The organism is Aeromonas sp. MdU4, assembly GCF_041929505.1.
Classification (GTDB): domain Bacteria; phylum Pseudomonadota; class Gammaproteobacteria; order Enterobacterales; family Aeromonadaceae; genus Aeromonas.
Genome location: NZ_JBHFMW010000032.1, coordinates 1 through 24,350, shown reverse-complemented (window position 1 = coordinate 24,350; position 24,350 = coordinate 1). Strand labels below are relative to the sequence as shown.

Below are 24,350 nucleotides of genomic sequence, written 5' to 3'. Positions count from 1 at the left end.
CAATTGATCAAGAGGCTGAAAGATGGATTTCAACTTAAATGACGAGCAGGAACTGTTTGTCGCCGGTATTCGTGAACTGATGGCCAGTGAGAACTGGGAAGCTTATTTTGCCGAGTGCGATCGTGACAGCGTCTACCCAGAACGTTTTGTGAAAGCGCTGGCGGATATGGGTATCGATAGCCTGCTGATCCCGGAAGAACACGGTGGTCTGGAAGCGGGATTTGTCACCGTTGCCGCCGTCTGGATGGAGTTAGGCCGCCTGGGCGCACCAACCTATGTGCTGTACCAGTTACCGGGCGGTTTTAACACTTTCCTGCGTGAAGGCACCCAGGAACAAATTGATAAAATCATGGCGTTCCAGGGTACCGGTAAGCAGATGTGGAACTCCGCCATTACCGAACCGGGAGCAGGATCGGATGTTGGCAGTCTGAAAACTACTTATACACGCAAAGATGGTAAGGTTTATCTTAATGGCAGTAAGTGTTTTATCACCAGTAGTGCCTACACCCCGTATATCGTGGTCATGGCACGAGATGGTGCATCGCCGGATAAACCTGTTTATACCGAGTGGTTTGTTGACATGAGTAAGGCCGGTATCAAGGTCAATAAGCTGGAGAAACTCGGTCTGCGCATGGATAGCTGCTGTGAAATCACCTTTGATGACGTTGAGCTGGATGAAAAAGACATGTTCGGTCGGGAAGGGAATGGTTTCAACCGCGTGAAAGAAGAGTTTGATCACGAACGCTTCCTCGTCGCTCTGACCAACTACGGTACCGCAATGTGCGCTTTTGAAGACGCCGCGCGCTACGCTAATCAGCGCGTTCAGTTTGGCGAAACTATCGGCCGTTTCCAGTTGATTCAGGAGAAGTTTGCGCATATGGCGATCAAACTGAACTCCATGAAAAACATGCTGCTGGAAGCCGCGTGGAAAGCAGATAAGGGCACCATTACCTCGGGTGATGCGGCCATGTGCAAATATTTCTGCGCTAATGCCGCGTTTGAGGTGGTAGACACCGCCATGCAGGTACTGGGCGGTGTGGGCATCGCGGGCAATCATCGCATCACGCGCTTCTGGCGTGACCTGCGCGTTGACCGTGTTTCCGGTGGCTCTGACGAAATGCAGATCCTGACGTTGGGTCGTGCGGTACTCAAGCAATACCGCTAAGTGGGATGCCGGATAGCGCTTCGCTTATCCGGCCTACAACTAACTGCCAGGAGCTAAATTATGGACCATTTACCAATGCCTGCGTTTGGGCCACTTGCCGGGGTTCGGGTTGTCTTTTCAGGGATCGAAATCGCCGGACCGTTCGCCGGGCAGATGTTTGCCGAATGGGGTGCTGAGGTTATCTGGATTGAAAACGTCGCCTGGGCCGATACCATCCGCGTGCAGCCCAACTACCCGCAGCTCTCACGCCGCAACCTGCACGCCCTGTCGCTCAATATTTTCAAAGATGAAGGCCGGGAAGCGTTTCTGAAGCTAATGGAAACCACTGATATTTTCATTGAAGCAAGTAAGGGCCCGGCCTTTGCCCGCCGAGGTATTACAGATGAAGTACTATGGGAACATAATCCGAAATTGGTTATCGCCCACCTTTCCGGCTTCGGCCAGTTTGGTACCGAGGAGTACACCAATCTTCCGGCGTACAACACCATCGCCCAGGCGTTCAGCGGCTATCTGATTCAAAACGGTGACGTTGACCAGCCGATGCCAGCCTTCCCGTACACCGCCGATTACTTCTCAGGCATGACCGCTACCACCTCGGCCCTGGCGGCACTGTATAAAGTGCGCGAAACAGGTAAAGGCGAAAGTATTGATATTGCCATGTACGAAGTGATGCTGCGTATGGGCCAGTACTTCATGATGGATTACTTCAACGGCGGTGAAATTTGTCCACGTATGACCAAAGGCAAAGACCCCTACTACGCCGGTTGCGGTCTGTATAAATGTGCTGACGGTTACATTGTGATGGAGTTGGTCGGTATTACGCAAATCAACGAATGCTTCAAGGATATTGGTCTGGCGCACATCCTCGGTACGCCTGAAGTCCCGGAAGGCACGCAGCTTATCCATCGCGTTGAATGTCCATACGGTCCGTTAGTCGAAGAGAAACTGGATGCCTGGCTGGCAATGCACACCATCGCCGAAGTCCAGGCGCGCTTTGCGGAGCTGAATATCGCCTGCGCGAAAGTTCTGACGATTCCAGAACTGGAAGGCAACCCGCAGTACGTTGCCCGTGAATCTATCACTCAGTGGCAAGCGATGGATGGTCGCACCTGCAAAGGGCCAAACATCATGCCGAAATTTAAAAACAACCCGGGGAAAATCTGGCGTGGCATGCCATCACACGGCATGGATACCGCCGCCATTCTGAAAAATATTGGTTATAGCGAAGCAGACATAAATGAGCTGGTCGGCAAAGGCCTGGCCAGAGTTGAGGAATAAACGCGATGCGCTGATCGGCTTTGCTGGTTGGCGCTCACGCCTGATTTAAGCGGATAAGATAAAATGGATATCGTTGGCGGACAAAACTTACGTCAGATGTGGGACGACCTGGCAGGGGGGTACGGAGATAAAACGGCGCTTATTTTCGAATCCTGCGAAGGAAACGTTCGACAGTTTAGCTATGCCTCACTTAATGAAGAGATTAACCGCACGGCAAATCTTTTCCATTCATTGGGTATACGCAAAGGCGATAAGGTTGCATTGCATCTGGATAACTGTCCGGAATTCATTTTTTGCTGGTTTGGACTGGCAAAAATTGGCGCCGTGATGGTACCGATTAATGCCCGCTTGCTGGGGGAAGAAAGCGCCTGGATCTTGCAAAACAGTCAGGTCAGCTTGCTGGTCACCAGCACCCAGTTTTATCCTATGTACCGCCAGATAAAACAGGAAAATACCACACCGCTTAATCACATCTGTCTGATTGGCGAGCAGCTTCCGGTTGATGACGGAGTGAGTCACTTTACCCAACAGCAAGCTCGCCAGTCGGCCACGTTGTGCTATACGCCAGCGTTATCCACTGACGATACGGCGGAAATTCTGTTTACTTCGGGCACTACCTCACGGCCTAAAGGGGTGGTTATTACCCACTACAACTTGCGTTTTGCGGGCTACTACTCTGCTTGGCAAATCGCACTGCGTGATGATGACGTATACATGACGGTGATGCCTGCTTTTCATATCGACTGTCAGTGTACGGCTGCAATGCCCGCATTCTCCGCTGGCTGCACTTTTGTGCTGTTAGAGAAGTACAGCGCCAGGGCATTTTGGGATCAGGTGCGCAAATATCAGGCGACGGTGACGGAGTGCATTCCGATGATGATCCGCACGCTGATGGTGCAACCCGCAAGCCCAACGGACAAACAGCACAATCTGCGCGAAGTGATGTTCTATCTCAATTTATCGGAACAGGAAAAAGACGACTTTATCGAACGCTTTGGCGTCAGGCTGCTGACCTCCTACGGTATGACCGAAACCATCGTGGGTATTATTGGCGATCGCCCAGGGGACAAGCGGCGCTGGCCCTCCATTGGTCGCGTGGGCTTTAGCTATGAAGCCGAAATCCGCGACGATCAAAACCGTCCTTTGCCTGCAGGAGAAATTGGCGAAATCTGTATTAAAGGTGTACCGGGAAAAACGATTTTCAAAGAGTACTACGCACAGCCGCAAGCCACCGCCAAAGCGCTGGAACCTGAGGGTTGGTTACATACCGGTGATTCCGGTTACCAAGATGAAGAAGGCTTTTTCTATTTTGTCGACCGCCGCTGCAACATGATTAAACGCGGCGGGGAAAATGTTTCCTGTGTCGAACTGGAAAATATTATCTCTGCTCATCCTAAAATTCAGGACATTGTCATTGTCGGTATTAAAGATGCTATCCGCGATGAAGCAATTAAAGCATTCATCGTCCTGAATGAAGGTGAAACATTAAGCGAGACGGAATTCTTTAGTTTCTGCGAATGCAATATGGCGAAGTTTAAGGTTCCCTCTTTTATGGAGATAAGAGCCGACCTGCCGCGTAATTGTTCAGGAAAAATAATCAAAAAAAATCTGAAATAAACCCACTTGCAGGAATTACTCCTGCCGGTAAATCTATTTTTTTGGAGATGAACTATGAGTGAATCATTACATCTGACCCGCAACGGCCCGATTCTGGAAATTACATTAGATCGCCCAAAAGCGAATGCCATTGACGCCAAAACCAGTTTTGCCATGGGCGAGGCTTTTCTTAATTTCCGTGACGATCCGGAATTGCGCGTAGCGATCATCACCGGCAGCGGTGAGAAATTCTTTTCCGCAGGCTGGGACTTAAAAGCGGCGGCAGAAGGTGAAGCGCCGGATGCCGACTTTGGTCCCGGCGGCTTTGCCGGTTTAACCGAGATTTTCGACCTCGACAAGCCGGTCATTGCGGCAGTAAACGGCTATGCTTTCGGCGGCGGATTCGAGCTGGCACTGGCGGCAGACTTTATCGTCTGCGCGGAAAACGCCAGCTTTGCGTTACCGGAAGCGAAACTCGGTATCGTGCCAGACAGCGGCGGCGTACTGCGCCTGCCCAAACTGTTGCCGCCTGCTATCGTCAACGAAATGGTGATGACCGGCAGACGGATGAGCGCCGAAGAAGCGCTGCGCTGGGGGATTGTGAACCGTGTTGTCAGCCAGAGTGTACTGATGGATAGTGCGCGCGAATTGGCGGAGCAACTGGTGAATAGTGCCCCGCTGGCGATCGCCGCGCTGAAAGAGATTTACCGTACAACCAGCGAAATGCCGGTGGAAGAAGGCTACCGTTACATCCGCAGCGGTGTGCTGAAGCACTATCCGTCGGTGCTGCATTCGGAAGATGCGCTCGAAGGACCGCAAGCATTTGCGGAGAAACGCGATCCGGTATGGAAAGGTCGTTAATGTGCCTATGCCGGATAAGGTGTTTTCGCCGCTATCCGGCAAAAAAAACGAGCCACAACCATGAGCTATTACGCCTTTGAAGGCCTGATCCCGGTGGTACATCCGGATGCCTATGTCCATCCCAGCGCCGTGCTGATTGGCGATGTCATTGTGGGGGCTGGTGTTTATATTGGTCCGCACGCGTCATTGCGCGGTGACTATGGTCGCCTGATCCTGGAAGCGGGTTCTAATCTGCAGGATGGCTGTATCATGCACGGCTACTGCGACACCGACACCATCGTACACGAAAATGGACACATCGGGCATGGCGCAATCCTGCACGGTTGCGTGGTTGGCAGGGATGCACTGATTGGCATGAATAGCGTCATTATGGACGGTGCAGTGATTGGCGAAGAGAGCATTGTCGCCGCCATGAGCTTTGTCAAAGCTAGATTTCAGGGAGAGGCAAGGCAGTTGCTGGTTGGCTCACCGGTTCGCGTACTGCGCGAAGTCACGGACCAGGAACTGCACTGGAAACGGCTAAACACCAAAGAGTATCAGGACCTTGCAATCCGCTGCCGGACAGGTCTACACGAAACGCTGCCCTTAACGCAGGTCGAAGAAAATCGGCCGCGTCTGAAAGGCACGACGGACGTAAAGCCAAAATCAGCATAGTGATTTATGCCGGATGGCGCTTACGCTTATCCGGCAAATCAACGTTATCGTCGCATGCTCTTGGAGAGCATCATTTGCCATTTCTGCTCACGGTTTAGCTCTGTTGGGGGGACGGCAGATAGTCGTGGCGTTTTCGCCACATTTACTTTTTGTTCCTGAGAATGATGATTCAAGCGGCTGTATAGATGAGAATCAATACTAACGACTTTCACCAGCCGCTGGCACTGACAGCCCCGACCTGCAATCTGATTGGGGATCATCTTAACCTCACAAACAATTTCTCCCACTTCTGACAGAATATAGGAGAGTGTATTAATCGCTTTGCAGTGCTCCATATCAAAATGACGGGAAATCTCCTTTGCCGTGATCCAGCGTTTCTCAGTCATCATCCAATCGGCAATTAACAAATAAAGCGGTTTTTCGACATATTTTGCATACATAAGCACACCATTTTACAAGTTAAAAATTTGGCTACGGCCTGTCCAAATAAATAAAAATTAAGCTATATTAAGTTTTTGAATATAAATAATAATATGAAATTCCAAAGTTGATTAGTGTGAGCTATATCGTGTTTATCACATTGAATATGTGGTTGCGAAACTGTATTTGACCAAGAATGGTTCATCGTTGCCTCTCTCGGCTACGGATGCCATGCATCCATTAATGCCCGCAGTTGTAAAGGCGATATAGATAGCAAGCGGTAAAAACCACTGTAGATGACAGGGTTGTCAGCCTAAAAGTATAAAAGCAGCAAAGTGGCAGATACCGCTTTGCTGCTTAGCTTTACGTGGGGGTTCCTCAGAAGTCGGCCATCATCACTTTATAGTGATGATCATCTTCATACATCTGCTGGAACACGCTGTACTTGGCATCGTAATAACGCTTGATCTTGGTAGCCTGCGGCGTAACGGTCTTGCCTATACGGCTCATTCCATTCATAGCGTCAGGGATATCGGTATAAAAGCCTGCCGCAACAGCCCCCAACATGGCTGAGCCCAACAAGACAGCCTCACTTTCTTCAGGTAGCAACATGGCACAGCCAGTCGCATTGGCGTGCTCTTGGATGAATACCGGGTTCTTGGTGCCACCACCGCAACCCATGATTGTATCGATCTCGTACCCAGCGGCATTTTTGACTTCAATGATGTGTCGTGTACCTAAGGCAATGGCTTGAATGGTGGCTAGATATTGCAGTGCCATATCCTCGAGAGTCCGGTTCATGGTTAACCCCGTCATGGATCCCGTTAGATGCGGGTTAGCTCGGGGTGAGCGGTTCCCATGGAAGTAGGGCAAGACATGGCGGTCCTTGGTCAGGAAGGCAATGTCCTCCTTGTTGCCAGCAAGACTAAGCAGTTGGTCATTCAACAGTTCATAGATAGTTAGGCCAGCGGCTTCGGCTTGTGTGAGGGCCTGTTCATGATAGGGATGGGCGGTAATCATGTGGTCGATGAGTGCACCGGTAGCAGACTGACCGCCCTCATTGAGCCAATAACCAGGGATCATTGCACTGTAATAGGCACCCCAAATACCGTCGATAAAACGTGCCGTTTTAGATACTGCCATGTGGCAAGAAGAGGTGCCCCCGATCAATGCCAGACGTTTATTAAAGTCAGCAGCCTCCCCAGTCATTCCAGCAGCCCCCAAAACGCCGATACCGCCAGCATGAGCATCAATGATGGAGGTGCCAACCCGGGTACCGATCACTAGCCCCAACTCTTGGGCAGCCTGTCGTGTCAGGCCGTTACCCACGGGCTGTCCCATAGGAAGAATGTCAGAGCCAATGGAACGGGCGTCATGTTGTAGCAAATCCGCTAGGCCGATAGATTCAAAGAATCCTTTATCCCATTTTCCTTCATGCCCTCTGTAGGTCCATTTGCATACTGTTGAGCATAAGGAGCGACTATTATCGCCAGTGGCCTTCCAAGTGAGAAAATCGGGCAGATCGAAGAAATAGCCAGCCTTTGACCAAGTGGATGACATATTTTCTTTCAGCCACAACAACTTTGGTGTCTGCATTTCGGGGGAGATGGTATTCCCGACGAAGGCAAGTACTGAGTGCTTACCGGCGTTGATACGGTCAGCTTGAGCGATGGCACGATGATCCATCCACATAATGATGTTCTGTTCGCGACGACCAGTAGGACTTACTGTCAGTGGATGGCCCTGCTGGTCCAGGACTACCAGGGAGCAAGTGGCATCGAAACCAACTCCTTTGACCTGAATAGGTTCAATGTTGGCTTGGGAGACTGCGTCACGCACTGCCATACAGACACATTGCCAAATATCATCGGACGACTGTTCAACGAAATTAGCCTTGGGTTTGAAGATCTGAATATTGCGTTTAGCCTCACCCACCTTACGGCCATAAATATCAAATACTCCAGCCCGAGCACTGCCGCTGCCGACGTCCACACCGATAAAAAAACTGCTCATAATTGGTTCCTATGCTTTGTACTTTTGCAGGGCGATGAAAAGAATGAGGATGCCCCCCCACAGTGCCATGGTCAGATAACTGGACACCCCAAGCAGGTTGAGACCACTCTCGAGAGTCTGTAATACAGCCAAGGCCAGGCAGATGCCGATAATGCGACCAAATCCCCCATCTGGATTGATCCCCCCCAGTACGGAGGCAAGGATGGCGACTAGCAGGTATGATTCGCCATAGCCTGCTTTGGCAGAGTTAAACTTGGCCATCATGATCAGGGCTGCTACCCAGCACAGGATCGAAGAGACCATATAGACATACATCAGGGATTTTTGGGTATTGATGCCGGAAAAGCGGCTGGCTTTTTCATTGGAGCCGATCAGATAAATCGCCCTGCCCAGAGGGGTGTGTTCCAGCATTGCCCACAGTCCCAAGGCAAACAGGCCAAACAACACCAGTGGCATGGGAACCCCGAGCACATTTCCATTGCCCAGTGCCAACAAAGCATCAGGGAATCCGGAGATCACGCTGCCTCCGGAGATCAGCACGTTCAGGCCGTTGATAAAGGTCATCATGCCCAGAGTGGCAAGGATAGGAGAGACGCCCACATAGGCAATCAGGAAACCATTGGCCAGTCCTACTACAACCGCGGTAGCGAAACCTGCAGCCAGTGCGGTTATCAGTACTAAATAGCTGTCTGGGCTTTGGGTGATTACGCTGGCCATCACTAATGCGCAAGCATTCGTGGTTGCGATAATTGAGAGGTTGATCCCTCCGGTCAGCATACACACCATCATAGCCAGTGCCAGTATGCCCAGCAGTGGCATTTGGGATGACATGGACTGTAGATTTGCCAAGGAAAAAAAGGCACTACCTGAACTAACAGCCATCAGAACCAGAATGGCAACCATGATCACCAGTAAGTAGCGGATGTTTCTGTCAGTCGGCAGTTTTAAGGTATTAATTAGCGTGTCCATCAAGCCTCCTGCTTCGCTTGCTGTTTTTCATTCAGTGCAGTAATGCTGATACTCAAAAGGATGATTAGACCTGTGACCACCGTATGCCAGTAGGAAGGTACACCCAAGAGCGTTAACCCATTCTTGAGGATCGCCAGCAATGCCACGCCCAGGATAACGCCGAGCAAGGAGCCTTTTCCGCCAGTCATGCTGGCCCCACCCAATACCACTGCGGCCAATACAGTTAACTCAAACCCCATTAGCGAGTTAGGTGCTACTGACTGCGTAATTTGGGTCTGTACCACAGCAGCAATGCCAGCCAAGGCGCCCATATAGCCATAGACAAACAAATTAAGACCGAACAAATTGATGCCAACGCGACCAGCCGCATCACTATTACCACCCATCGCATAGATCTGGCGACCAATACGGGTTTTATTCATAAGTAAAGAGGTCAATGCGACGGAAGCGAGCAGCACCATGATTGGGAGGTTAAGTCCATAATCATAGCCATCACTACCGCTAAAACTAAGCACTTCAGCCCCTTCCATAAACCAGTCAGGAAAACCATAGAGCCATTCGCCATTACTGAAGTAAATCAGCAAGCCAAAATAGACATTTAGCATTGCTATAGTAATGATAATAGCGGGGACCTTGAGCCGATAAACTAAGGTCGCGTTAAGGATGCCCAGCACTATCCCAACTGCTGCTGCGATAGCAAAGGCTATAACGAAATTTCCGCCATTGGCGAGGATATAGCTGGCCATCACATACTGGGAAATAGCTGCAGTTGCAGGGAAAGAAATATCAATTCCTCCTGCGATCAAAACAACAAACAATCCACAAGCCATGATGCAAAGAATGGCTGAGCTGACCGTCATATCGAAAATATTACCCAGAGTCATAAAGTCTGTTGTCGTGGCACTTAGGCCAGCAATCAACGCAATGATCAGCAGTGCCAGATAAAACTCGTGGTGTTTGATATAGTTTTTAATATTAAGCATTAACCGCCTCCATAATTTCTAATTCGGTACAACAGGAGGGTTTAAACTCATGAGTAAAACAACCTTCTTTCATCACAATAACTCTGTGGCTGTTGTAATAAACCTCGGGAATTTCATCGCTGACCATTAGTATTGCCATGCCTTGAGCAGCCAGATCTTTGGCAATTTGATAGATACTCTCCTTATTGGCAATATCGACACCGACTGTCGGTGAATCCAAGATCAGTATCTGAGGTTCTGCAGCAATCCACTTAGCAATAGCGATACGTTGTGCATTGCCGCCAGAAAGACTGGTAACAGGCAGTGCGGGATCTGCGACTTTAATCGACAGAGAAGTGATGAGTCTACTAACTAGGGATTTGGCTTTGCCATGATCTAATAAACCGTTGTTTGATAGCTTGGAGAGAACGGTTGCAGTGGTATTGTCGGCGATGCTTTGGGCCATCACCAGTCCTGTAGACATACGATCTTCGGACACATAGCCGATCCCCTGGGCAATTGCATCCCGGTTGTTGTTGAAACAAACCGGTTCTCCGTTGATGGTAATAGTGCCACTATCAGGACGAGTCATGCCAAATAGTGAGAGACACAGTTCGCTACGCCCCGAGCCTAATAGGCCGGTAATAGAGACGATTTCCCCTGCGCGCAACGTGAGATCGATATTGTGATATTGCCCTTTTTTCGACAGTTGGTTTGTTGATAGACGGATATCACTGTCATCTGCTTTGGCAGTGAAGTCACCTATAGGCGTGAACTCGAAGCGTTGGCCAGTCATCAGAAAAGCCAATTCATCGCTATTCACCTCATCTGCGCTGAAGGTCCCCACAGTTTCGCCATCACGAATAACTGTAATTCGATCCGAGATCTCCATCACCTCATCAAGCTTGTGGCTTACAAAAACGACGGTAATCCCTCTGGATTTGAGATCCACCACAACCTTTATAAGATTGTTCACTTCGCTACGGGTCAGTGAGGCGGTAGGTTCATCCATGATCACAAGTTTTGCATCAGCAGCCATGGCACGACAGATGGCGACCAACTGGCACTGTGCGATAGAGAGTTGTTCCACCCGTTTATCCAGTGGCAGGTCAACACCCACTATTTTCATGGCGCGTTTGGCAATCTCCTTTAGCCGAACTGTACTGACAAACCCCTTGTACCATGGTAAGTGGTCCTGCATAGCGATGTTCTCAAATACAGTAAGGTTCGGGAAAAGAGATAGATCTTGATAAATAACCTGAACCCCATGTTCGAGCGACTCCTGGGGAGTTAGACGACAGTATGACTTACCCTCGATAATTATACTGGCGCCTTTCTCTGGAGCGTGAACGCCAGAGATAACCTTGAATAGAGTGCTCTTGCCACAGCCATTTTTCCCTGCCAAACAATGTACTTCGCCACGATTGAAGCTGATATTTACATTGCTCAGTGCTTTTACAGAGCCAAAATGTTTTGAGACGTTTTTGAGGGTAATGAATTCGTTGGACATAAATATCCTGCCAGGTAACCAGATGTGCGGCCACAGGCCTCTAAAAATGGTGAGCCAGGTGTAGAGTTATGCTGACTCACCATAAGGGATAGTGGACTTAGAATCCCAAGCTGCTTGCGTTAGTTTTATCTACTTCCAAGATCTTGTTAAATTTGATGACTTTAGTCTCGGCGTTTACTTCAGCCTTGCCCAGATTCTGGATTTCTAGCCCATCTTTAATTTCCTTACCATCCAGCATCATTTTGGCAACAGAAACTAATGCATAACCAGCATCTGCAGGATCCCATAAGAAACCTTTATCAATTTCCCCACGGATCAGATAAGGAGCTGCTTGGCTTGGCATCAAGATACCTACCGCGCTTATCTTATCTTTGGCGCGTTTCTTTTTGAGCGCCTCACCGGCACCGATCAGCCCCAAAGAACCGTAAGAAACAATCCCCTTCATATCTGGGTGAGCTTTCATTAAGTCATTAGTCGTGGCATAAGAAGCATCCACACTTTCGGCGACAGGCATACGGCTAGTCACCTCATGCATCTCAGGATAAACCTGTTTCTGGTATGCAATGGCGAGGTCTGCCCAGTTGTTATGCAGTGGTACAGTCAAGGAGCCGACATACACTACATAGCCTCCTTTGTTACCCATATGCTTGGCCAGTTCATCCATTGTTGCCTTGGCATATACGGTGTTGTCCAGGGTCTCGATGTCCCAGTCGGCGTTGTGCTTATCAGGAGACTCGTGAGTTAATACCACAATACCTTTCTCTCGAGCTTTCTTAAATACAGGTTCTAATACTGTAACGTCGTTAGGGACCACAGTGATTGCATCAACACCTTTGGCAATTAAATCTTCAATTATTTTTACCTGCTGAGCAGGATCTGGCGTTGAAGGTCCTACTTGACGGGCATTCACTCCTAAGTCACTAGCCGCCAGCTCAATCCCTTTGTTCATCTGGTTGAACCATGGGATCCCGGACACCTTCACTACGTTAACGATCTCGTACTCTTTGGCCATCACGCCGGCAGATAGCATTGCCAGAGAGAGTGCACCGACTTTGAAAATGGAATGTTTCACCTTGGCTCACCTTTTTGGACGTAGGGGGAGAGTGCTGGTATTCATCCTACCTAGCTGTGCCAATATAAAATTTGCAATATACGAAATCCCTTCATCGCTCAAAAACTGTGAGCTGCGCACGAAAACGTTTATTTGTGTAACTGATGTTGTTAATTTTGTGTTTCCATTGAATGGTGTAGTAAGTCAACCACTAAAAGCGCGCTAAAACCAAATGATTGAGATACAAATAAAGTACACTTCCTTAACGTGTGTTTTTTGTCACTAACCAGAATCAGTAAGTTGCAGTGAGTTCAATAGCTGTCAAATGTTCAAAATTGAACATTTGTCACAAATAAAGCATATTGCTCAGAGGTGTTAAGTTATTATTTTTTATTTGTCACCTATAAAGCAGTGGCTTGGGGTGGGGTATTTAGTCGATGTTGTTTTTATATTGCGTCATTAAATTACGGGACTAATGTCGAGTCAGCCTGCTTAACGTGGTTTATCTTTAGGGTATCTATCGAGGTGGGCAGTTAATGTAATGGCCACCCTCGGTGAATCAGGCGCACCGACTGAACTGAGGTGTGTTTATGGCAAGCGACGAGCAACATAGTGTCATCACTTGGGTTGACTCAACCGCAGGCCAGCGAGCTCAGGGACTACCTCGCCACCGGCAGGTCCTCCCAGCGGGTGGTGTAACAGGGGCTCAGGTGCTCTTGTCGCATCATCCACTCGGCTGACCCCGTGCCTTGACTGGCAAAGCCTACGCGCCCCAATCCCTTGGTTTTGATCTGGTCCATCATGACCATCAGCGCATCCGATTGAGCAGGGAACGGGGCAAACAGATCGGCCTGTTGCTGCCCCTTGGGGGTGAACTCACTCAGCATGACCCCGCCTTTCTGATAGCGGTAACCGTCGCGCCAAATCTGCGGTAGCAGCAGGTTCACTTGCTGCAGCAACAACCGGGTGTCATCGCTAGGGCAGACCAGTCGGGCGCCAGCCTGCTCGCTGTAGTAAGGGGCTTGTTCGTCAAAGGGACTGGTACGCACGAACAGGTGAACCCGCTGGCAACACATCCCCTCTGCTCGTAGCTTCTCGGCAGCGCGAGCCATAAGCCTGACAACGCTTGGGCCATTTCCCCACAGTCGGTCACGCGCTCACCAAAGGAGCGGCTCGAGAGGATCTGCTGCTTCGCCACCGGCTCAACGGTCAGCTCCGCGCAAGGCAGACTACGCTGCTCCTGTACGATCCGCTCGACCACCACACCGTATTGGGCGCGCAACCCTTTGGCATCGCTCGCCACCAGGTCTGCCACTGTGTTGATGCCTTGTGCCACCAACTTGGCTCCCAAGCGCCGCCCTATGCCCCACACCTCATCCACCGGGGTGTTGGCCATCAACTGGGCACGGCGCAGCTCGTCACGCAAATCCACGACTCTGCCTGTGGCAGGCCACTTCTTGGCAGCATAGTTGGCCAGCTTGGCGAGGGTCTTGGTGGGACCAATCCCGACTCCTACCGTGAGACCGGTCCACTGCCACACTCGCTGCCGGACCTGTTGTCCATATGCAGTCAGAGCCCTGGCAAACGACTCTGACAATGACAGGAACGCTTCATCGATGGAGTAGACCTCAAGCTCTGGTGCCATGGTCTCTTACGTGCTCATCACCCGGCCCGACATATCGCCATAGCGCGCGTAGTTGGAGCTGAACGCCACACCGCCATGCGCCTCGAACTGCTCGCGGATCTTGAAGTAGGGCCCGGCCATCTTGATGCCCTGGGGCAGTGGCGGTTTGCTCAGAGCTCTCAGGTTCCGATGCTGCGTCGAGAGAATCGGATCCGTACCATCCAAGCCTCCTTGGCCTTGCGATCACCGTCACCCTTAATGTTCCCTACTTGGGTGAGCGGGAGGTCCACGTCATACCGGCTCCTGATTACCCATGATCTACAGGCACGCCAAGCTATACTGATCTTACGTACAGTTTTGGAGGTGCGAGATCATGGCCAAAAGCAAAGGTGCACTGGATTTACTGGATCACAAGGCATTCAACTGGGTGAACACGATGATTGGTAATGTGAAAAACTCACTACGGGGCAGCTGCCATACACTCGGGGCCAAGCATCTGCCAAGGCATCTGGCGGAATACTGCTTCCGGTTCAATCATCGTTTTGACCTCAAGAGTATGGTGGCTCAACTGGGTCATGCCGTAGTTGCCAGCCCACCCATGTCATACCGGTTCTTAAAGATGGCTGAGGATCATGGGTAATCAGGTACCGGCTTGATGTATCTGTTCCTACCTGACGTTGCAATAACCTGATTGCCGACCCTACCTCGCCTCAGTGTGAAGCGGGGTGTGGCTATATCTAACGACACCACCAGGCCCAGCCATGCCTTGCGCTGCCTTCTTGTTTTATGGAACTTGGCGCATGTTTCCGTACGGATGGACTCAAATCTACCCCTATGCAAAACCATCTGTCCCTCTCTGCGATATTCTGCTCAAAAATTGTGATCTTGCGCGCACATAATGAACTTGTTGGTTGTATTTTCATCACTGCCAGATACTGTATTCTTATTGTATACAATATAAATACAGCGGAGGTGCGATGAGAATTATTGATACCCATAACCACATTTGGCACTGCAACGGTGAGCATTTCAGCTGGATCACTGAAGACATGGTTACCATCCGCCGTGATTTTTTGATCAAGGATTTGCTGACGATACTTGATGAGCAGCAAGTCGAAGGTTCCATTCTAGTACAGGCAGTACCGTCGCTGAGTGAAACGGAATGGTTACTAGAGACCGCAGAACAAACGGACAAGATCAAAGGAGTTATAGGCTGGGCTGATATCACCCAAGGACAAGCAGTAAAACAAGAATTACAGCGGCTAAAGGCCAAATCCCGTGCACTAAAAGGCATTCGTTATATGTCGCAGGGTTTGCTTGCTGACCATCTGGTGACGCCGGAGTTTATTCAAGGCGTTCGCTGCGTTGGTGAACAAGGGTTGGTATATGAACTATTGATCACCTCGCAGCAGTTGGACGCTGCCAGCCAACTAATTTCTGCATGTCCAGACGTAGTTTTTGTCATTGAGCATATGGCTAAACCGGCCATCAGGTCAGGGGAAATAAAAGAATGGAGTGAAAAGCTGCAACAAATCGGCCAGCGCAACAACAACGTTTTTTGCAAATTGTCCGGTATGACGACGGAAGCTGGCTATCAAAACTGGACTGGGCTGGAACAGGCTTATCAGGAAATAGAACCCTATATAAGCGCGGTTTTTGCGGCTTTTGACGATGACCAAGTGATGTTTGGTTCAGATTGGCCGGTTTCACTATTGGCTATGCCTTACGTAAATACGTTGTCTTTGTGTCAGCGTTATTTAAATGTCAACAGCGCTATTTCACCAGACAAATTTTTTCACACCGTGGCCGAAAAAGTTTATTCATTGAAATAACAGGAGGCACATCATGGATGTTATACAATATATATTGGGCTTTGGTCCGGCAGTGGTAATACCAATTATCATGTTCGTGTTTGCGGTGATCTTTGGTGCCAGATTAGCGGATGCAGCAAAGAATGCCATGACCGTTGGCATTGGTTTTCTTGGACTATCATTGCTGATCGGTTTTATGGTCAGCTCTCTCAGCAGTTCAACGGAGGCGATGGTTAAGAACCTGAACCTTCATTATGAAGTACTGGATCTCGGGTGGCCACTTATTAGCGCATTCAGCCTAGCGGCATTATCGTTGCCAGTTGTGTATGCGCTGTGTTTCGTCACCAATCTGATCATGATTTCGACTAATACCACCAAAACTCTGAATGTCGACTTCTGGAACTACTGGCACTTCGTATTTGCTGGCATCATTGTTGAACAGGTGACAGGCTCATTCTGGACCGGTATTTTTGCCAGTTGGATAACCTTTGTTATCACCCTGAAAATTGCCGATTATATTGCACCACACGTACAAAAATTCTGCGATACCCCGAATGTCACCATCACTCAAGCTGAAATTGTCGCCTGGGCACCGTTGGCATTCCTGATGGATCGTATTATCGATCGAATTCCGGTGATTAATAAAATAGACCTTAATCTGAGTAAGATAGAAGCAAAACTAGGATTCTTTGGCAGTCCGTTAGCTATGGGTGCCATTCTAGGGATTGTTATCGGGGTGCTGGGGGCATTACCATTCAGTGAAATAATTAAAAGTGGAATGAATTTTGCCGCAGTGATGGTGTTATTGCCAACTATGGCTGGAGTATTGGTGAGTGGATTAGTTCCGATTACAGAAATTGCTTCCATATGGGTAAAAAAGCGGTTTCCTACCAAGTCACTTTATTTCGGAATTAGTGGTGAAATTGCCTTTAAAAACCCAGCAGTATTATCAGTTGGTATTTTAATGGTGCCATTAACCATTTTGATTAGTACTGTTTTACCCTTTAATACAATGATGCCTTTCGCCGACATCCCTTATCTGCCGATATTCGTTGTATTCGGTACCGTTGCCTGTAACGGAAATATGTTTCGTGGGCTAATCAATGGCATTGTTATTGTCTGTGGCATTTTGTGGTTTGGCTCAGACCTTGCTGTTGTCTCGCAGGCACTGGCAGAGAAAGCTAACTTGAATGTACCTAAGGAGATGATGGCTTCCTCTATTGATGGGGGCTCACATGCCATATCCTATATTTTCTATAAAATGTTTGAATTGCTTAATACGCTCCATCCTTTGGTCTTAAGCACACTGGCTTTGGTCACTACTTGCATAATTGTCATTGTGTTGAGAATGATTTTTAACATCAAGAAAGAGTACGTAAAAGTAGCAACGCTAGCCACGAAAAAACAAAACTAATTGATAATAAACTTAATTTTTGGAGAGCATGATGATTACCATGAATACGATCAAGAGCGTAGATATTACGGTTCCCAGTTTGACATTTGGTGCAGCGAGCATAGCTAATTTATTTAAAATGTTGAGTAACGCAGAAGCGATGGCTATTGTTGATAAAGCCATTCAGGTGGGTTGGCGTTATTTTGATACTGCCCCTCACTATGGTAGCGGTCTTTCCGAATTACGTTTAGGGTTGGGGTTACGCGGTCTGGAACGCAGTGAATATGTGTTATCCACTAAGGTTGGCCGCCTACTACAATCCAGAAAACAGCAGCCTGGTCTGGAAGCGGGCGAGTTCTTCCTTGATGAAAACCCATTCAACCGCCTCGCAGATTACTCCTATTCAGGCATCATGCGGTCTTATGAGGACTCAATACAGCGTTTGGGAACCCGCTATATCGATATTCTCTATGTCCACGATATCGGCACTTACACCTACGGCCAGACGGCACTGGAACGACAACATTTCAAAGTGTTCTGCGAGTCGGGCCAAAAGGCATTGGAAGAATTGAAACGTAATGGAGATATCAAAGCTTGGGGGGTTGGCGCAAATGAAGAAGCAATTCTAATGGAGGTGATGGATAACGCGGAGCCAGATATTTTCATGCTCGCCAACCGCTATAATTTATTAGAAACCGATCATCAAACATTCTTTGATAAATGCGATGAGCATGGTGTTTCTGTAGCGATTGCCGCGCCTTTTGCCACCGGGATACTGGTCGCTAAAGATAAATCCACATCGCGATATGAATATGGCTCGGCACCAACTGAAGTAATAGAAAAAATTAAACATATCGATTCGTTGTGTGAAAAACATAATGTTCCTGTTGGTGCGGCAGCGTTACAATTTCCTCTTAGGAATAAAAGCGTGGTTACTGTCACCTGTGGTGTACAGTCCGTAGAACAAGCCTTAACTAATTATGAATGGGCCAATTATGAAATACCATCAGTGCTATGGGATGAGTTGGCCAATTTAGGTATTAAATAGTTGTTACTTGTAATTTTTAAAAAAACTTATATTGAGGGTGTATGAAAATAATTAAAGCCGAAATCTTTATGGTTGATTTAAAACCAAAGGTTAAACGTGTAGATGCTATTCAGTCTTTTGTTTCCCAGGAAACACCCATTGTTCGGCTAACAACTGAGAGTGGGGCAGTGGGAGAAGGATACACCTACACTATTGGCACGGGTGGATCTTCGGTAGTTGCTTTGTTGTGCGACCATCTGTTGCCCAAACTGATTGGACAAGATGCAACCATGATTGAGGGCATTTGGGAATCGCTGTTGTTCTCCACTCATGCAACGTCAGTTGGTGCGATCACTTCTCTGGCGCTGGCGGCCATCGATACTGCCTTGTGGGATCTAAAATGCAAACGCATGAACTTGCCATTGTATAAAGTGGCCGGCGGAGCTAAAACCCGAATGCAACTGTACACCACGGAAGGGGGCTGGCTGCATTTAAGCACTCAAGAGTTAGTAGATGACGCGTTGGCCGTCAAAGCACAGGGGTTCTGCGGCTCGAAAATCAAGATTGGTTCTGCAAGCCCGGTGAGGGATATAGAGAGATTAGAAGCGGTTCGTGAAGCTGTGGGGGAAGAGTATGTCATTATGACCGACTGCAACCAAGCGTTTAAATTCTCGGAAGGTAAGCAACGAGCAGCGTTATTAGAGCATGTAAACCTTTCGTGGATTGAGGAGCCATTCCTGGCACAAGATGTAGATTCCCATAAAAAACTGTGCGAATCGACAACTATTCCAGTCGCTGTTGGGGAGTCTATTTATTCAATCCAACATTTCAAAGAGTATCTGCAAAATAACGCAGCAGATATAATACAAGTTGATGTGGCCAGAATTGGTGGTATTACACCATGGCTTAAGGTCGCGCATATGGCTGAATGTTTCAATAAAATTGTCTGTCCTCATTTTTTAATGGAAGTACATATTTCACTATGCTGCGCCATCACCAATAGTCGCTGGTTGGAATATATTCCTCAGTTGGATGGCATTACTCTTAGCAAGGTTAATATTAACGAAGGCTTTGCTTATCCACCGGAAGAACCTGGTTTGGGAATCCAATGGGATTGGCATAAAATAAGTACTGAAACATTAGTCCATCATATTATTGAATAACATCATCAGTACATGTTTATTTTAAAGGGAGCGTTTGTCATGACTAGTAGTAACGCTATGTTCTGTGGTGCATGGTGTCCTTCAATTACACCTTTTGATGGACAGGGAAAGATTGACCTTCCGGCATTACATCGACATATACAACGCCTGACTGAAGCCAAAACCAGTGTCATTCTGCTCATGGGTAGCATTGGGGAGTTCACCTCACTGACGCTGAATGAGCGCTTGGCGTTAATTCGCGAGGCACGGGTAATGTCATCATTACCAATGGTAGTAAACATTTCCACTACATGCGTCACTGACATGCTGCGTTTGGCGGAAGAAGCATACGCTTGCGGCTATCAAGCGGTAATGGTTCTGCCGCATTATTATTTTCAGCAAACTCCGCAGCAGTTGCTGGAGTATTATCGTGAATTGGGCCATCGGATAAGCGGGAAGTGGTTTGCTTATAATTTTCCTGCACGTACAGGATGCGATCTAGATGCTGGGTCGGTAGTTCAACTGGCAACTGAGTTCCCCAACTTTGTTGGGATCAAAGATACTGTTGACTGCCTTTCTCATACTCGGAAAATTATTCAAGCCGTCATGCCTGTACGGAGCGATTTTGTCGTGCTCTCTGGCTATGATGAATATTTAATACCTAATCTGCTGGCAGGCGGTGCTGGGGTGATTTCTGGGTTAAATAATATAGCTCCTGAATTATTCGTTCAAGCGATTCAGGCCTGGCAAGGAAACGATGTCACCCTGCTGAATAATATCCAACGTGAGATAAGCCGACTTTCAGCTGTTTATACCATTGGAAATGATTTCGTTACTACTATTAAAACAACAGTTGCGCGAAAGTTTAAATATTCTGGAAATAAGTCACGTAGCTTTGCTGGTGAATTGACTGAGCAGGAATGCCGCACGATTGATTCACTGTTTGATATTAAATCATAGAACAGGCTTGGTTATCACATCACTCGAAAGTTGAGTTCTTAAACTAAACATGGTTCTTAAGTACCAGCTAAGTTAAAGGAGTATGAAATGGCTTACAGAATGATTTTAAACGAAACCTCTTATTTTGGCGCAGGAGCAATCAGATGTATTGTAGATGAAGTAAAAAAACGTGGATTTAAAAAAGCATTAATTGTTACTGACAGCGATCTTATCCGTTTCAATATTGTCTCTAAGGTGTTGGATATAATGGGGGGCGCCGGATTACCCTACAGCATTTTCGATAAAGTGATCCCTAACCCAACCATTGAAGTGGTGCAGCAAGGTGTTGAGGCATTCAAACAATCAGGTGCCGATTATCTGATCGCTATAGGAGGAGGGTCACCGCAAGATACCTGTAAAGCAGTTGGCATCATCATCAATAACCCAGAATTTGCTGATGTTCGTAGCTTAGAGGGGGGAGCGGATACCAAAAATTCCGCTGTGCCGATGATTGCTATTCCAACCACCGCTGGAACGGCGGCAGAAGTGACCATCAACTATGTTATAACCGATGTGCAAAAACGCCGTAAATTTGTCTGTTATGACCCACATGATATTCCAATTGTAGCGATTATTGACGCCGAGATGATGGCCAGCATGCCAGCGAGCCTGAAGGCTGCGACTGGGGTGGATGCGTTAACTCATGCCATTGAAGGCTATACTACTAAAGGAGCCTGGGAGTTGACGGACATGCTGCATTTGAAGGCCATCGAAGTGATTGGTCGTTCACTACGTGGCTCAGTGCAGGGTGATGCCGAAGGTGTAGAGGGTATGGCTTTGGGACAATACATTGCCGGTATGGGATTCTCTAACGTCGGGTTGGGGTTGGTGCACGGAATGGCGCATCCGCTAGGGGCATTCTATGGCACCCCTCATGGTGTGGCTAACGCAGTACTGTTGCCGCATATCATGGCTTACAACGCCGAGTATACTGGTGAGAAATACCGTGACATCGCCATTGCTCTTGGTGATAAACAAGCTTCGTATCTACCACTTGATCAGGCTCGTCAGGCCGCAATAAAGGCTGTTGCCCAGCTTAATAAGGATGTTAATATTCCAGTCAGACTGCGTGATGTTGGTATGAAAGAAGAGGATATCGATGCTCTGGCCAACGCCGCGTTGGCGGATATCTGCACGGGTGGAAATCCGCGAGATACTAATTTAGATGAAATTAAGGCGCTATATCGTCATATTTTCTAACAGATAGTAAACCGCGACCGGTGTTTCCGCCGGTCACGGTTAATCAATGCAACGATTATTTAAAGCGAGAGAATAAACGGTTATAAGACGCATCGACGTGCAGGGAAATGGCTTCTCGGGCTCGCTCGATATCACGTGCAATAATCCCATCACAAATTTTCAGATGTTCTGTAGATGAATTAACGATGGATTCATCTTTCATTTTATTTGAGCGCAGCATCCGTAAACGATCATAAATAAATGACACCATTTTGGTGACAATAGAGTTATGGCAATCTAACAAAAGCTGCTCATGCAATTCATTATCTGCTTCAAGCAGCAGTAGTTGGTTATTATCTCGGAATCCAGCTTCTATTTTATCCCTGATAGCGCAATAAAGCTCAGGTTCTTGGTTATCCCATGACAGATTCAATACCATGATTTCGATATCTTTTCTAATTTGGAAAATATCACGAATTTCACTTAACGTGATCGGTTTGATAGTTTTAGTTTTGTTTCTTGACGATTCTATCCAGCCATCAGCCATCAAGCGAAATAGAGCCTCTCTCAGTGGAGTACGGCTAACACTTAGTTCCTGGCATAACTCATTCTCTGAAATGGCACCTACCAATTCATTGGCAATAATTTTTACCTTCAACTGATGATAAGTCTTTTCACTAATGTTCATAGATTGGGTTCAACGATGGTAACTATCGTGATTAATGATGTACAAAATATCCGCTTAGCATGCTGAAATCAATGGATAATAGTTGGCCAATTCATGTCCGAAGTGGATTTTCCCCCTGGATTTGACCCCATAGATCCAGACACTTTTTCCCGCTTCGGGTTGTGATAACCCTCGAAGTGATGGGCTGGCTGGGGTATTGGTGTGTGCTGGTAGTCCTGGTTCAGGTATGACTACTCCAGTTCGGTGCGTCATTACTGCCATGGTTGACGTAGGATCCGACAATCACCCGTTGCCACTCGCCGACTGGTTGACCCGCTGCATTACAGGGGCAGCGAAAGCAGGCGAAGTTAATCTCTCACGGCAGGTGTTCACGCATATCCCGTGGGCTGACAAAGAGTGCGGTCTTGTGCAGCACAGGGTTGGGCGCTACTAGTGGCCCGCCAATACGCCTTCCCTCCACATCGTGGGCATAGGCAAAGCCCGGCAGCATCAACTGCTGACTGATGAGCTTGGCAAGCCCTGGGTGGGCACACATGGCCTCTCCCACGGCGGCCTGGCTAAAGCTGTCATTGAATTCGATCATGGTAGTGCTCCTGATGAAGAAGGGAGTGAGTGACGGTTCTGATCATCACATCTCTCCCTAAGGGGCTTGTTCCCAAAGCGACAACCGGGTCAGCACATCTTGCGCCAGCGCCAGCGCCTGCTGCAACTGCTGTATTGCCTTCACCAGCCGAGGTGCCTGCTCAGGGCTCCCGGTCCATTCCTAGATTGGTAAAGGGCGCAGCAGGAGAATTTGTACAGCGCCACCAGCTCGCTATCGGTGAGTGGTGCCTGGTGGTAACGGTGGGCAGGTTTAATCGGTCCCAGCTTGGTCGAGCAGTGCTGGCGTGGTTCTTTGTGGTCCTGCTGGCGCCCCAACTGATAGCGATGCCGGACTGCCCGCCTGTTGGCGATCATCATCAGCCGTACCAGCCGGTCGACCCGCCACGTCGAGGTACTGGTGACCAAATAAGGGGATTATTAGCTGAATTTGGCATTGTCATGCCTATCGGGATCCACCTGCATATTCCGGCCGATCATGAACACCAATTCCGGTTCAACGTGAACACCATTTCTGGACCAATGTGAACGCTCATTCCGGCTCAACCTGAACACTTTGCCCCTCCTTTCCGGAAACAGTGTTCACATTCACCGGAATCATCCTTAACGCATTGATTTAACAACCTTTGATACGCTCTCCCTTTTGCCAGGGAAGAGCCTATGTCTGCCAAGAGGATTGCAATGCGTAAAATTCGTTAAGTGCTGCGACTGCGACTGCGGCTGGAGGCTCAGCTCTCTTTTCGCCAGATCAGTATCTGTACCAAGGTCAGCGTCGGCTCCATCCAGAAACTCCTCAAAAGTGCCCAGGCGCTTGGCCTTACCTGGCCCTTACCTACCGAGCTTGATGATGGCCGACTGGCTGCCCTGTTCTATCCGCAGGCCGATACCACGATCTCGGCCCGCCATGTCGTGCTGGGTTGGCCCTCTGTCCATCAGGAGCTCAAGCGTAAGGGGGTCTCTAAACAACTGCTCTGGGAGGAGTACACCCAGCGCTATCCCAACAGCTGTTACAGCTACTCCCAGTTCTGCGACCGTTACAAGTCCTGGTGTCAGTTGCAAAAGCGCTCCATGCGCCAGATCGGTGTTGTTTCCCAAATCTACTGTCAAGCCACAACTGCCCCAGCACCAAATAACCGTTACACTCGGGGCTTTCTGACTGGCATACCAAGAGTGTTCAGTTTGTTTATGGCGCTTACATACGCCATGACTTCTCCCACTTGGCTGTTGTAGTTACGCAGACTGATTTTCCCCGCCAGCAACTGCTTGAACCGATACATCGCCGTCTCTGCCAGCGAGCGACGGTGATACCCCGATATTTTCTTCCAGTGCGCCAACCCTTCCTTACGCATCACCAGCACGGCCTCATTTCTTGGGTGCCCCTTTTTCCAGAGTCCAGCGTTCTTGCGAG

General features: G+C 48.5%; 21 protein-coding genes and 3 pseudogenes. 14 read left to right on the top strand and 10 right to left on the bottom strand.

Annotated elements, in window-relative coordinates; translation table 11 throughout:
• Positions 1–22: 22 nt before the first annotated feature.
• The 5 genes from caiA to caiE all read left to right on the top strand — a co-directional run bounded on the left by caiA (position 23) and on the right by caiE (position 5,554).
• Positions 23–1,165, top strand: coding sequence for a crotonobetainyl-CoA dehydrogenase (gene caiA / locus ACE1BR_RS19185; protein WP_042057336.1), 1,143 nt, complete (start codon positions 23–25; stop codon positions 1,163–1,165).
• 60 nt (positions 1,166–1,225) lie between these two features.
• A complete protein-coding gene (caiB, locus tag ACE1BR_RS19180; protein WP_042057338.1) occupies positions 1,226–2,443 on the top strand; it encodes an L-carnitine CoA-transferase in 1,218 nt (405 codons plus the stop codon).
• A 63-nt stretch (positions 2,444–2,506) separates the two neighbouring features.
• Complete coding sequence (gene caiC, locus ACE1BR_RS19175) at positions 2,507–4,060, top strand: crotonobetaine/carnitine-CoA ligase (RefSeq protein WP_042057340.1); 1,554 nt, start codon at positions 2,507–2,509, stop codon at positions 4,058–4,060.
• A gap of 54 nt (positions 4,061–4,114) precedes the next feature.
• A complete protein-coding gene (gene caiD / locus ACE1BR_RS19170; protein ID WP_042057342.1) occupies positions 4,115–4,900 on the top strand; it encodes a crotonobetainyl-CoA hydratase in 786 nt (261 codons plus the stop codon).
• Between the two features lie 60 nt (positions 4,901–4,960).
• On the top strand, positions 4,961–5,554 hold the full coding sequence (gene caiE / locus ACE1BR_RS19165; protein WP_201996508.1) for a carnitine operon protein CaiE: 594 nt from the start codon (positions 4,961–4,963) through the stop codon (positions 5,552–5,554).
• A gap of 44 nt (positions 5,555–5,598) precedes the next feature.
• On the opposite strand, the gene caiF is transcribed toward caiE, so the two are convergent.
• The 7 genes and pseudogenes from caiF to ACE1BR_RS19130 all read right to left on the bottom strand — a co-directional run.
• A complete protein-coding gene (caiF, locus tag ACE1BR_RS19160; protein ID WP_374873091.1) occupies positions 5,599–5,994 on the bottom strand; it encodes a carnitine metabolism transcriptional regulator CaiF in 396 nt (131 codons plus the stop codon).
• 358 nt (positions 5,995–6,352) lie between these two features.
• The gene (locus ACE1BR_RS19155; RefSeq protein WP_042057347.1) at positions 6,353–7,987 is read right to left on the bottom strand and encodes an FGGY-family carbohydrate kinase; all 1,635 of its coding nucleotides are present in this window, start codon (positions 7,985–7,987) and stop codon (positions 6,353–6,355) included.
• Between the two features lie 9 nt (positions 7,988–7,996).
• The gene (locus tag ACE1BR_RS19150; protein WP_139437192.1) at positions 7,997–8,956 is read right to left on the bottom strand and encodes an ABC transporter permease; all 960 of its coding nucleotides are present in this window, start codon (positions 8,954–8,956) and stop codon (positions 7,997–7,999) included.
• Entirely contained in the window at positions 8,956–9,939 is a 984-nt protein-coding gene (locus ACE1BR_RS19145) for an ABC transporter permease (RefSeq protein WP_374873088.1), read from the bottom strand. The genes ACE1BR_RS19150 and ACE1BR_RS19145 overlap by 1 nt, the downstream gene beginning before the upstream one ends.
• A complete protein-coding gene (locus ACE1BR_RS19140) occupies positions 9,932–11,428 on the bottom strand; it encodes a sugar ABC transporter ATP-binding protein (protein ID WP_374873086.1) in 1,497 nt (498 codons plus the stop codon). The genes ACE1BR_RS19145 and ACE1BR_RS19140 overlap by 8 nt, the downstream gene beginning before the upstream one ends.
• A gap of 97 nt (positions 11,429–11,525) precedes the next feature.
• On the bottom strand, positions 11,526–12,500 hold the full coding sequence (locus tag ACE1BR_RS19135; RefSeq protein WP_042057355.1) for an autoinducer 2 ABC transporter substrate-binding protein: 975 nt from the start codon (positions 12,498–12,500) through the stop codon (positions 11,526–11,528).
• Positions 12,501–13,138: 638 nt separating this feature from the next.
• Positions 13,139–14,253, bottom strand: a pseudogene (locus ACE1BR_RS19130) (DUF4113 domain-containing protein); the annotation flags it as partial.
• A 238-nt stretch (positions 14,254–14,491) separates the two neighbouring features.
• Here ACE1BR_RS19130 and ACE1BR_RS19125 point away from each other — a divergent pair.
• The 7 genes and pseudogenes from ACE1BR_RS19125 to fucO form a co-directional block, all read left to right on the top strand.
• Positions 14,492–14,743, top strand: a pseudogene (locus ACE1BR_RS19125) (transposase); the annotation flags it as partial.
• A gap of 337 nt (positions 14,744–15,080) precedes the next feature.
• Positions 15,081–15,935 carry an amidohydrolase family protein gene (locus ACE1BR_RS19120; protein ID WP_374873083.1) on the top strand — a complete coding sequence of 285 codons (855 nt, stop codon included), beginning with the start codon at positions 15,081–15,083 and terminating at the stop codon, positions 15,933–15,935.
• Between the two features lie 13 nt (positions 15,936–15,948).
• On the top strand, positions 15,949–17,328 hold the full coding sequence (locus ACE1BR_RS19115; RefSeq protein WP_374873081.1) for a PTS transporter subunit IIC: 1,380 nt from the start codon (positions 15,949–15,951) through the stop codon (positions 17,326–17,328).
• A 40-nt stretch (positions 17,329–17,368) separates the two neighbouring features.
• Positions 17,369–18,355 carry an aldo/keto reductase gene (locus tag ACE1BR_RS19110; RefSeq protein WP_374873079.1) on the top strand — a complete coding sequence of 329 codons (987 nt, stop codon included), beginning with the start codon at positions 17,369–17,371 and terminating at the stop codon, positions 18,353–18,355.
• Positions 18,356–18,396: 41 nt separating this feature from the next.
• Complete coding sequence (locus ACE1BR_RS19105) at positions 18,397–19,497, top strand: mandelate racemase/muconate lactonizing enzyme family protein (RefSeq protein WP_374873077.1); 1,101 nt, start codon at positions 18,397–18,399, stop codon at positions 19,495–19,497.
• 39 nt (positions 19,498–19,536) lie between these two features.
• A complete protein-coding gene (locus ACE1BR_RS19100; RefSeq protein WP_374873075.1) occupies positions 19,537–20,436 on the top strand; it encodes a dihydrodipicolinate synthase family protein in 900 nt (299 codons plus the stop codon).
• Between the two features lie 87 nt (positions 20,437–20,523).
• Positions 20,524–21,675 (top strand): lactaldehyde reductase, encoded by a 1,152-nt coding sequence (gene fucO / locus ACE1BR_RS19095; RefSeq protein WP_374873073.1) that lies wholly within the window; start codon positions 20,524–20,526, stop codon positions 21,673–21,675.
• 55 nt (positions 21,676–21,730) lie between these two features.
• On the opposite strand, the gene ACE1BR_RS19090 is transcribed toward fucO, so the two are convergent.
• On the bottom strand, positions 21,731–22,342 hold the full coding sequence (locus tag ACE1BR_RS19090; RefSeq protein ID WP_374873071.1) for a GntR family transcriptional regulator: 612 nt from the start codon (positions 22,340–22,342) through the stop codon (positions 21,731–21,733).
• Positions 22,343–22,697: 355 nt separating this feature from the next.
• Entirely contained in the window at positions 22,698–22,925 is a 228-nt protein-coding gene (locus ACE1BR_RS19085) for a hypothetical protein (protein WP_374873069.1), read from the bottom strand.
• Positions 22,926–22,954: 29 nt separating this feature from the next.
• On the opposite strand from ACE1BR_RS19085, the gene ACE1BR_RS19080 reads away from it, so the two are divergent.
• Positions 22,955–23,470 (top strand): hypothetical protein, encoded by a 516-nt coding sequence (locus tag ACE1BR_RS19080; RefSeq protein WP_374873067.1) that lies wholly within the window; start codon positions 22,955–22,957, stop codon positions 23,468–23,470.
• Positions 23,471–23,641: 171 nt separating this feature from the next.
• Positions 23,642–24,172, top strand: a complete 531-nt coding sequence (locus ACE1BR_RS19075; protein WP_374873065.1) for a hypothetical protein — start codon at positions 23,642–23,644, stop codon at positions 24,170–24,172.
• On the opposite strand, the pseudogene ACE1BR_RS19070 reads toward ACE1BR_RS19075, so the two are convergent.
• A pseudogene (locus ACE1BR_RS19070) lies at positions 24,079–24,350 on the bottom strand (IS5/IS1182 family transposase); the annotation flags it as partial. The gene ACE1BR_RS19075 and the pseudogene ACE1BR_RS19070 overlap by 94 nt on opposite strands.

Coding starts and splice junctions, on each gene's coding strand:
- caiA (WP_042057336.1), top strand. CDS start 23: ATGGATTTCAACTTAAATGACGAGCAGGAACTGTTTGTCGCCGGTATT.
- caiB (WP_042057338.1), top strand. CDS start 1,226: ATGGACCATTTACCAATGCCTGCGTTTGGGCCACTTGCCGGGGTTCGG.
- caiC (WP_042057340.1), top strand. CDS start 2,507: ATGGATATCGTTGGCGGACAAAACTTACGTCAGATGTGGGACGACCTG.
- caiD (WP_042057342.1), top strand. CDS start 4,115: ATGAGTGAATCATTACATCTGACCCGCAACGGCCCGATTCTGGAAATT.
- caiE (WP_201996508.1), top strand. CDS start 4,961: ATGAGCTATTACGCCTTTGAAGGCCTGATCCCGGTGGTACATCCGGAT.
- caiF (WP_374873091.1), bottom strand. CDS start 5,994: ATGTATGCAAAATATGTCGAAAAACCGCTTTATTTGTTAATTGCCGAT.
- ACE1BR_RS19155 (WP_042057347.1), bottom strand. CDS start 7,987: ATGAGCAGTTTTTTTATCGGTGTGGACGTCGGCAGCGGCAGTGCTCGG.
- ACE1BR_RS19150 (WP_139437192.1), bottom strand. CDS start 8,956: ATGGACACGCTAATTAATACCTTAAAACTGCCGACTGACAGAAACATC.
- ACE1BR_RS19145 (WP_374873088.1), bottom strand. CDS start 9,939: ATGCTTAATATTAAAAACTATATCAAACACCACGAGTTTTATCTGGCA.
- ACE1BR_RS19140 (WP_374873086.1), bottom strand. CDS start 11,428: ATGTCCAACGAATTCATTACCCTCAAAAACGTCTCAAAACATTTTGGC.
- ACE1BR_RS19120 (WP_374873083.1), top strand. CDS start 15,081: ATGAGAATTATTGATACCCATAACCACATTTGGCACTGCAACGGTGAG.
- ACE1BR_RS19115 (WP_374873081.1), top strand. CDS start 15,949: ATGGATGTTATACAATATATATTGGGCTTTGGTCCGGCAGTGGTAATA.
- ACE1BR_RS19110 (WP_374873079.1), top strand. CDS start 17,369: ATGAATACGATCAAGAGCGTAGATATTACGGTTCCCAGTTTGACATTT.
- ACE1BR_RS19105 (WP_374873077.1), top strand. CDS start 18,397: ATGAAAATAATTAAAGCCGAAATCTTTATGGTTGATTTAAAACCAAAG.
- ACE1BR_RS19100 (WP_374873075.1), top strand. CDS start 19,537: ATGACTAGTAGTAACGCTATGTTCTGTGGTGCATGGTGTCCTTCAATT.
- fucO (WP_374873073.1), top strand. CDS start 20,524: ATGGCTTACAGAATGATTTTAAACGAAACCTCTTATTTTGGCGCAGGA.
- ACE1BR_RS19090 (WP_374873071.1), bottom strand. CDS start 22,342: ATGAACATTAGTGAAAAGACTTATCATCAGTTGAAGGTAAAAATTATT.
- ACE1BR_RS19085 (WP_374873069.1), bottom strand. CDS start 22,925: ATGATCGAATTCAATGACAGCTTTAGCCAGGCCGCCGTGGGAGAGGCC.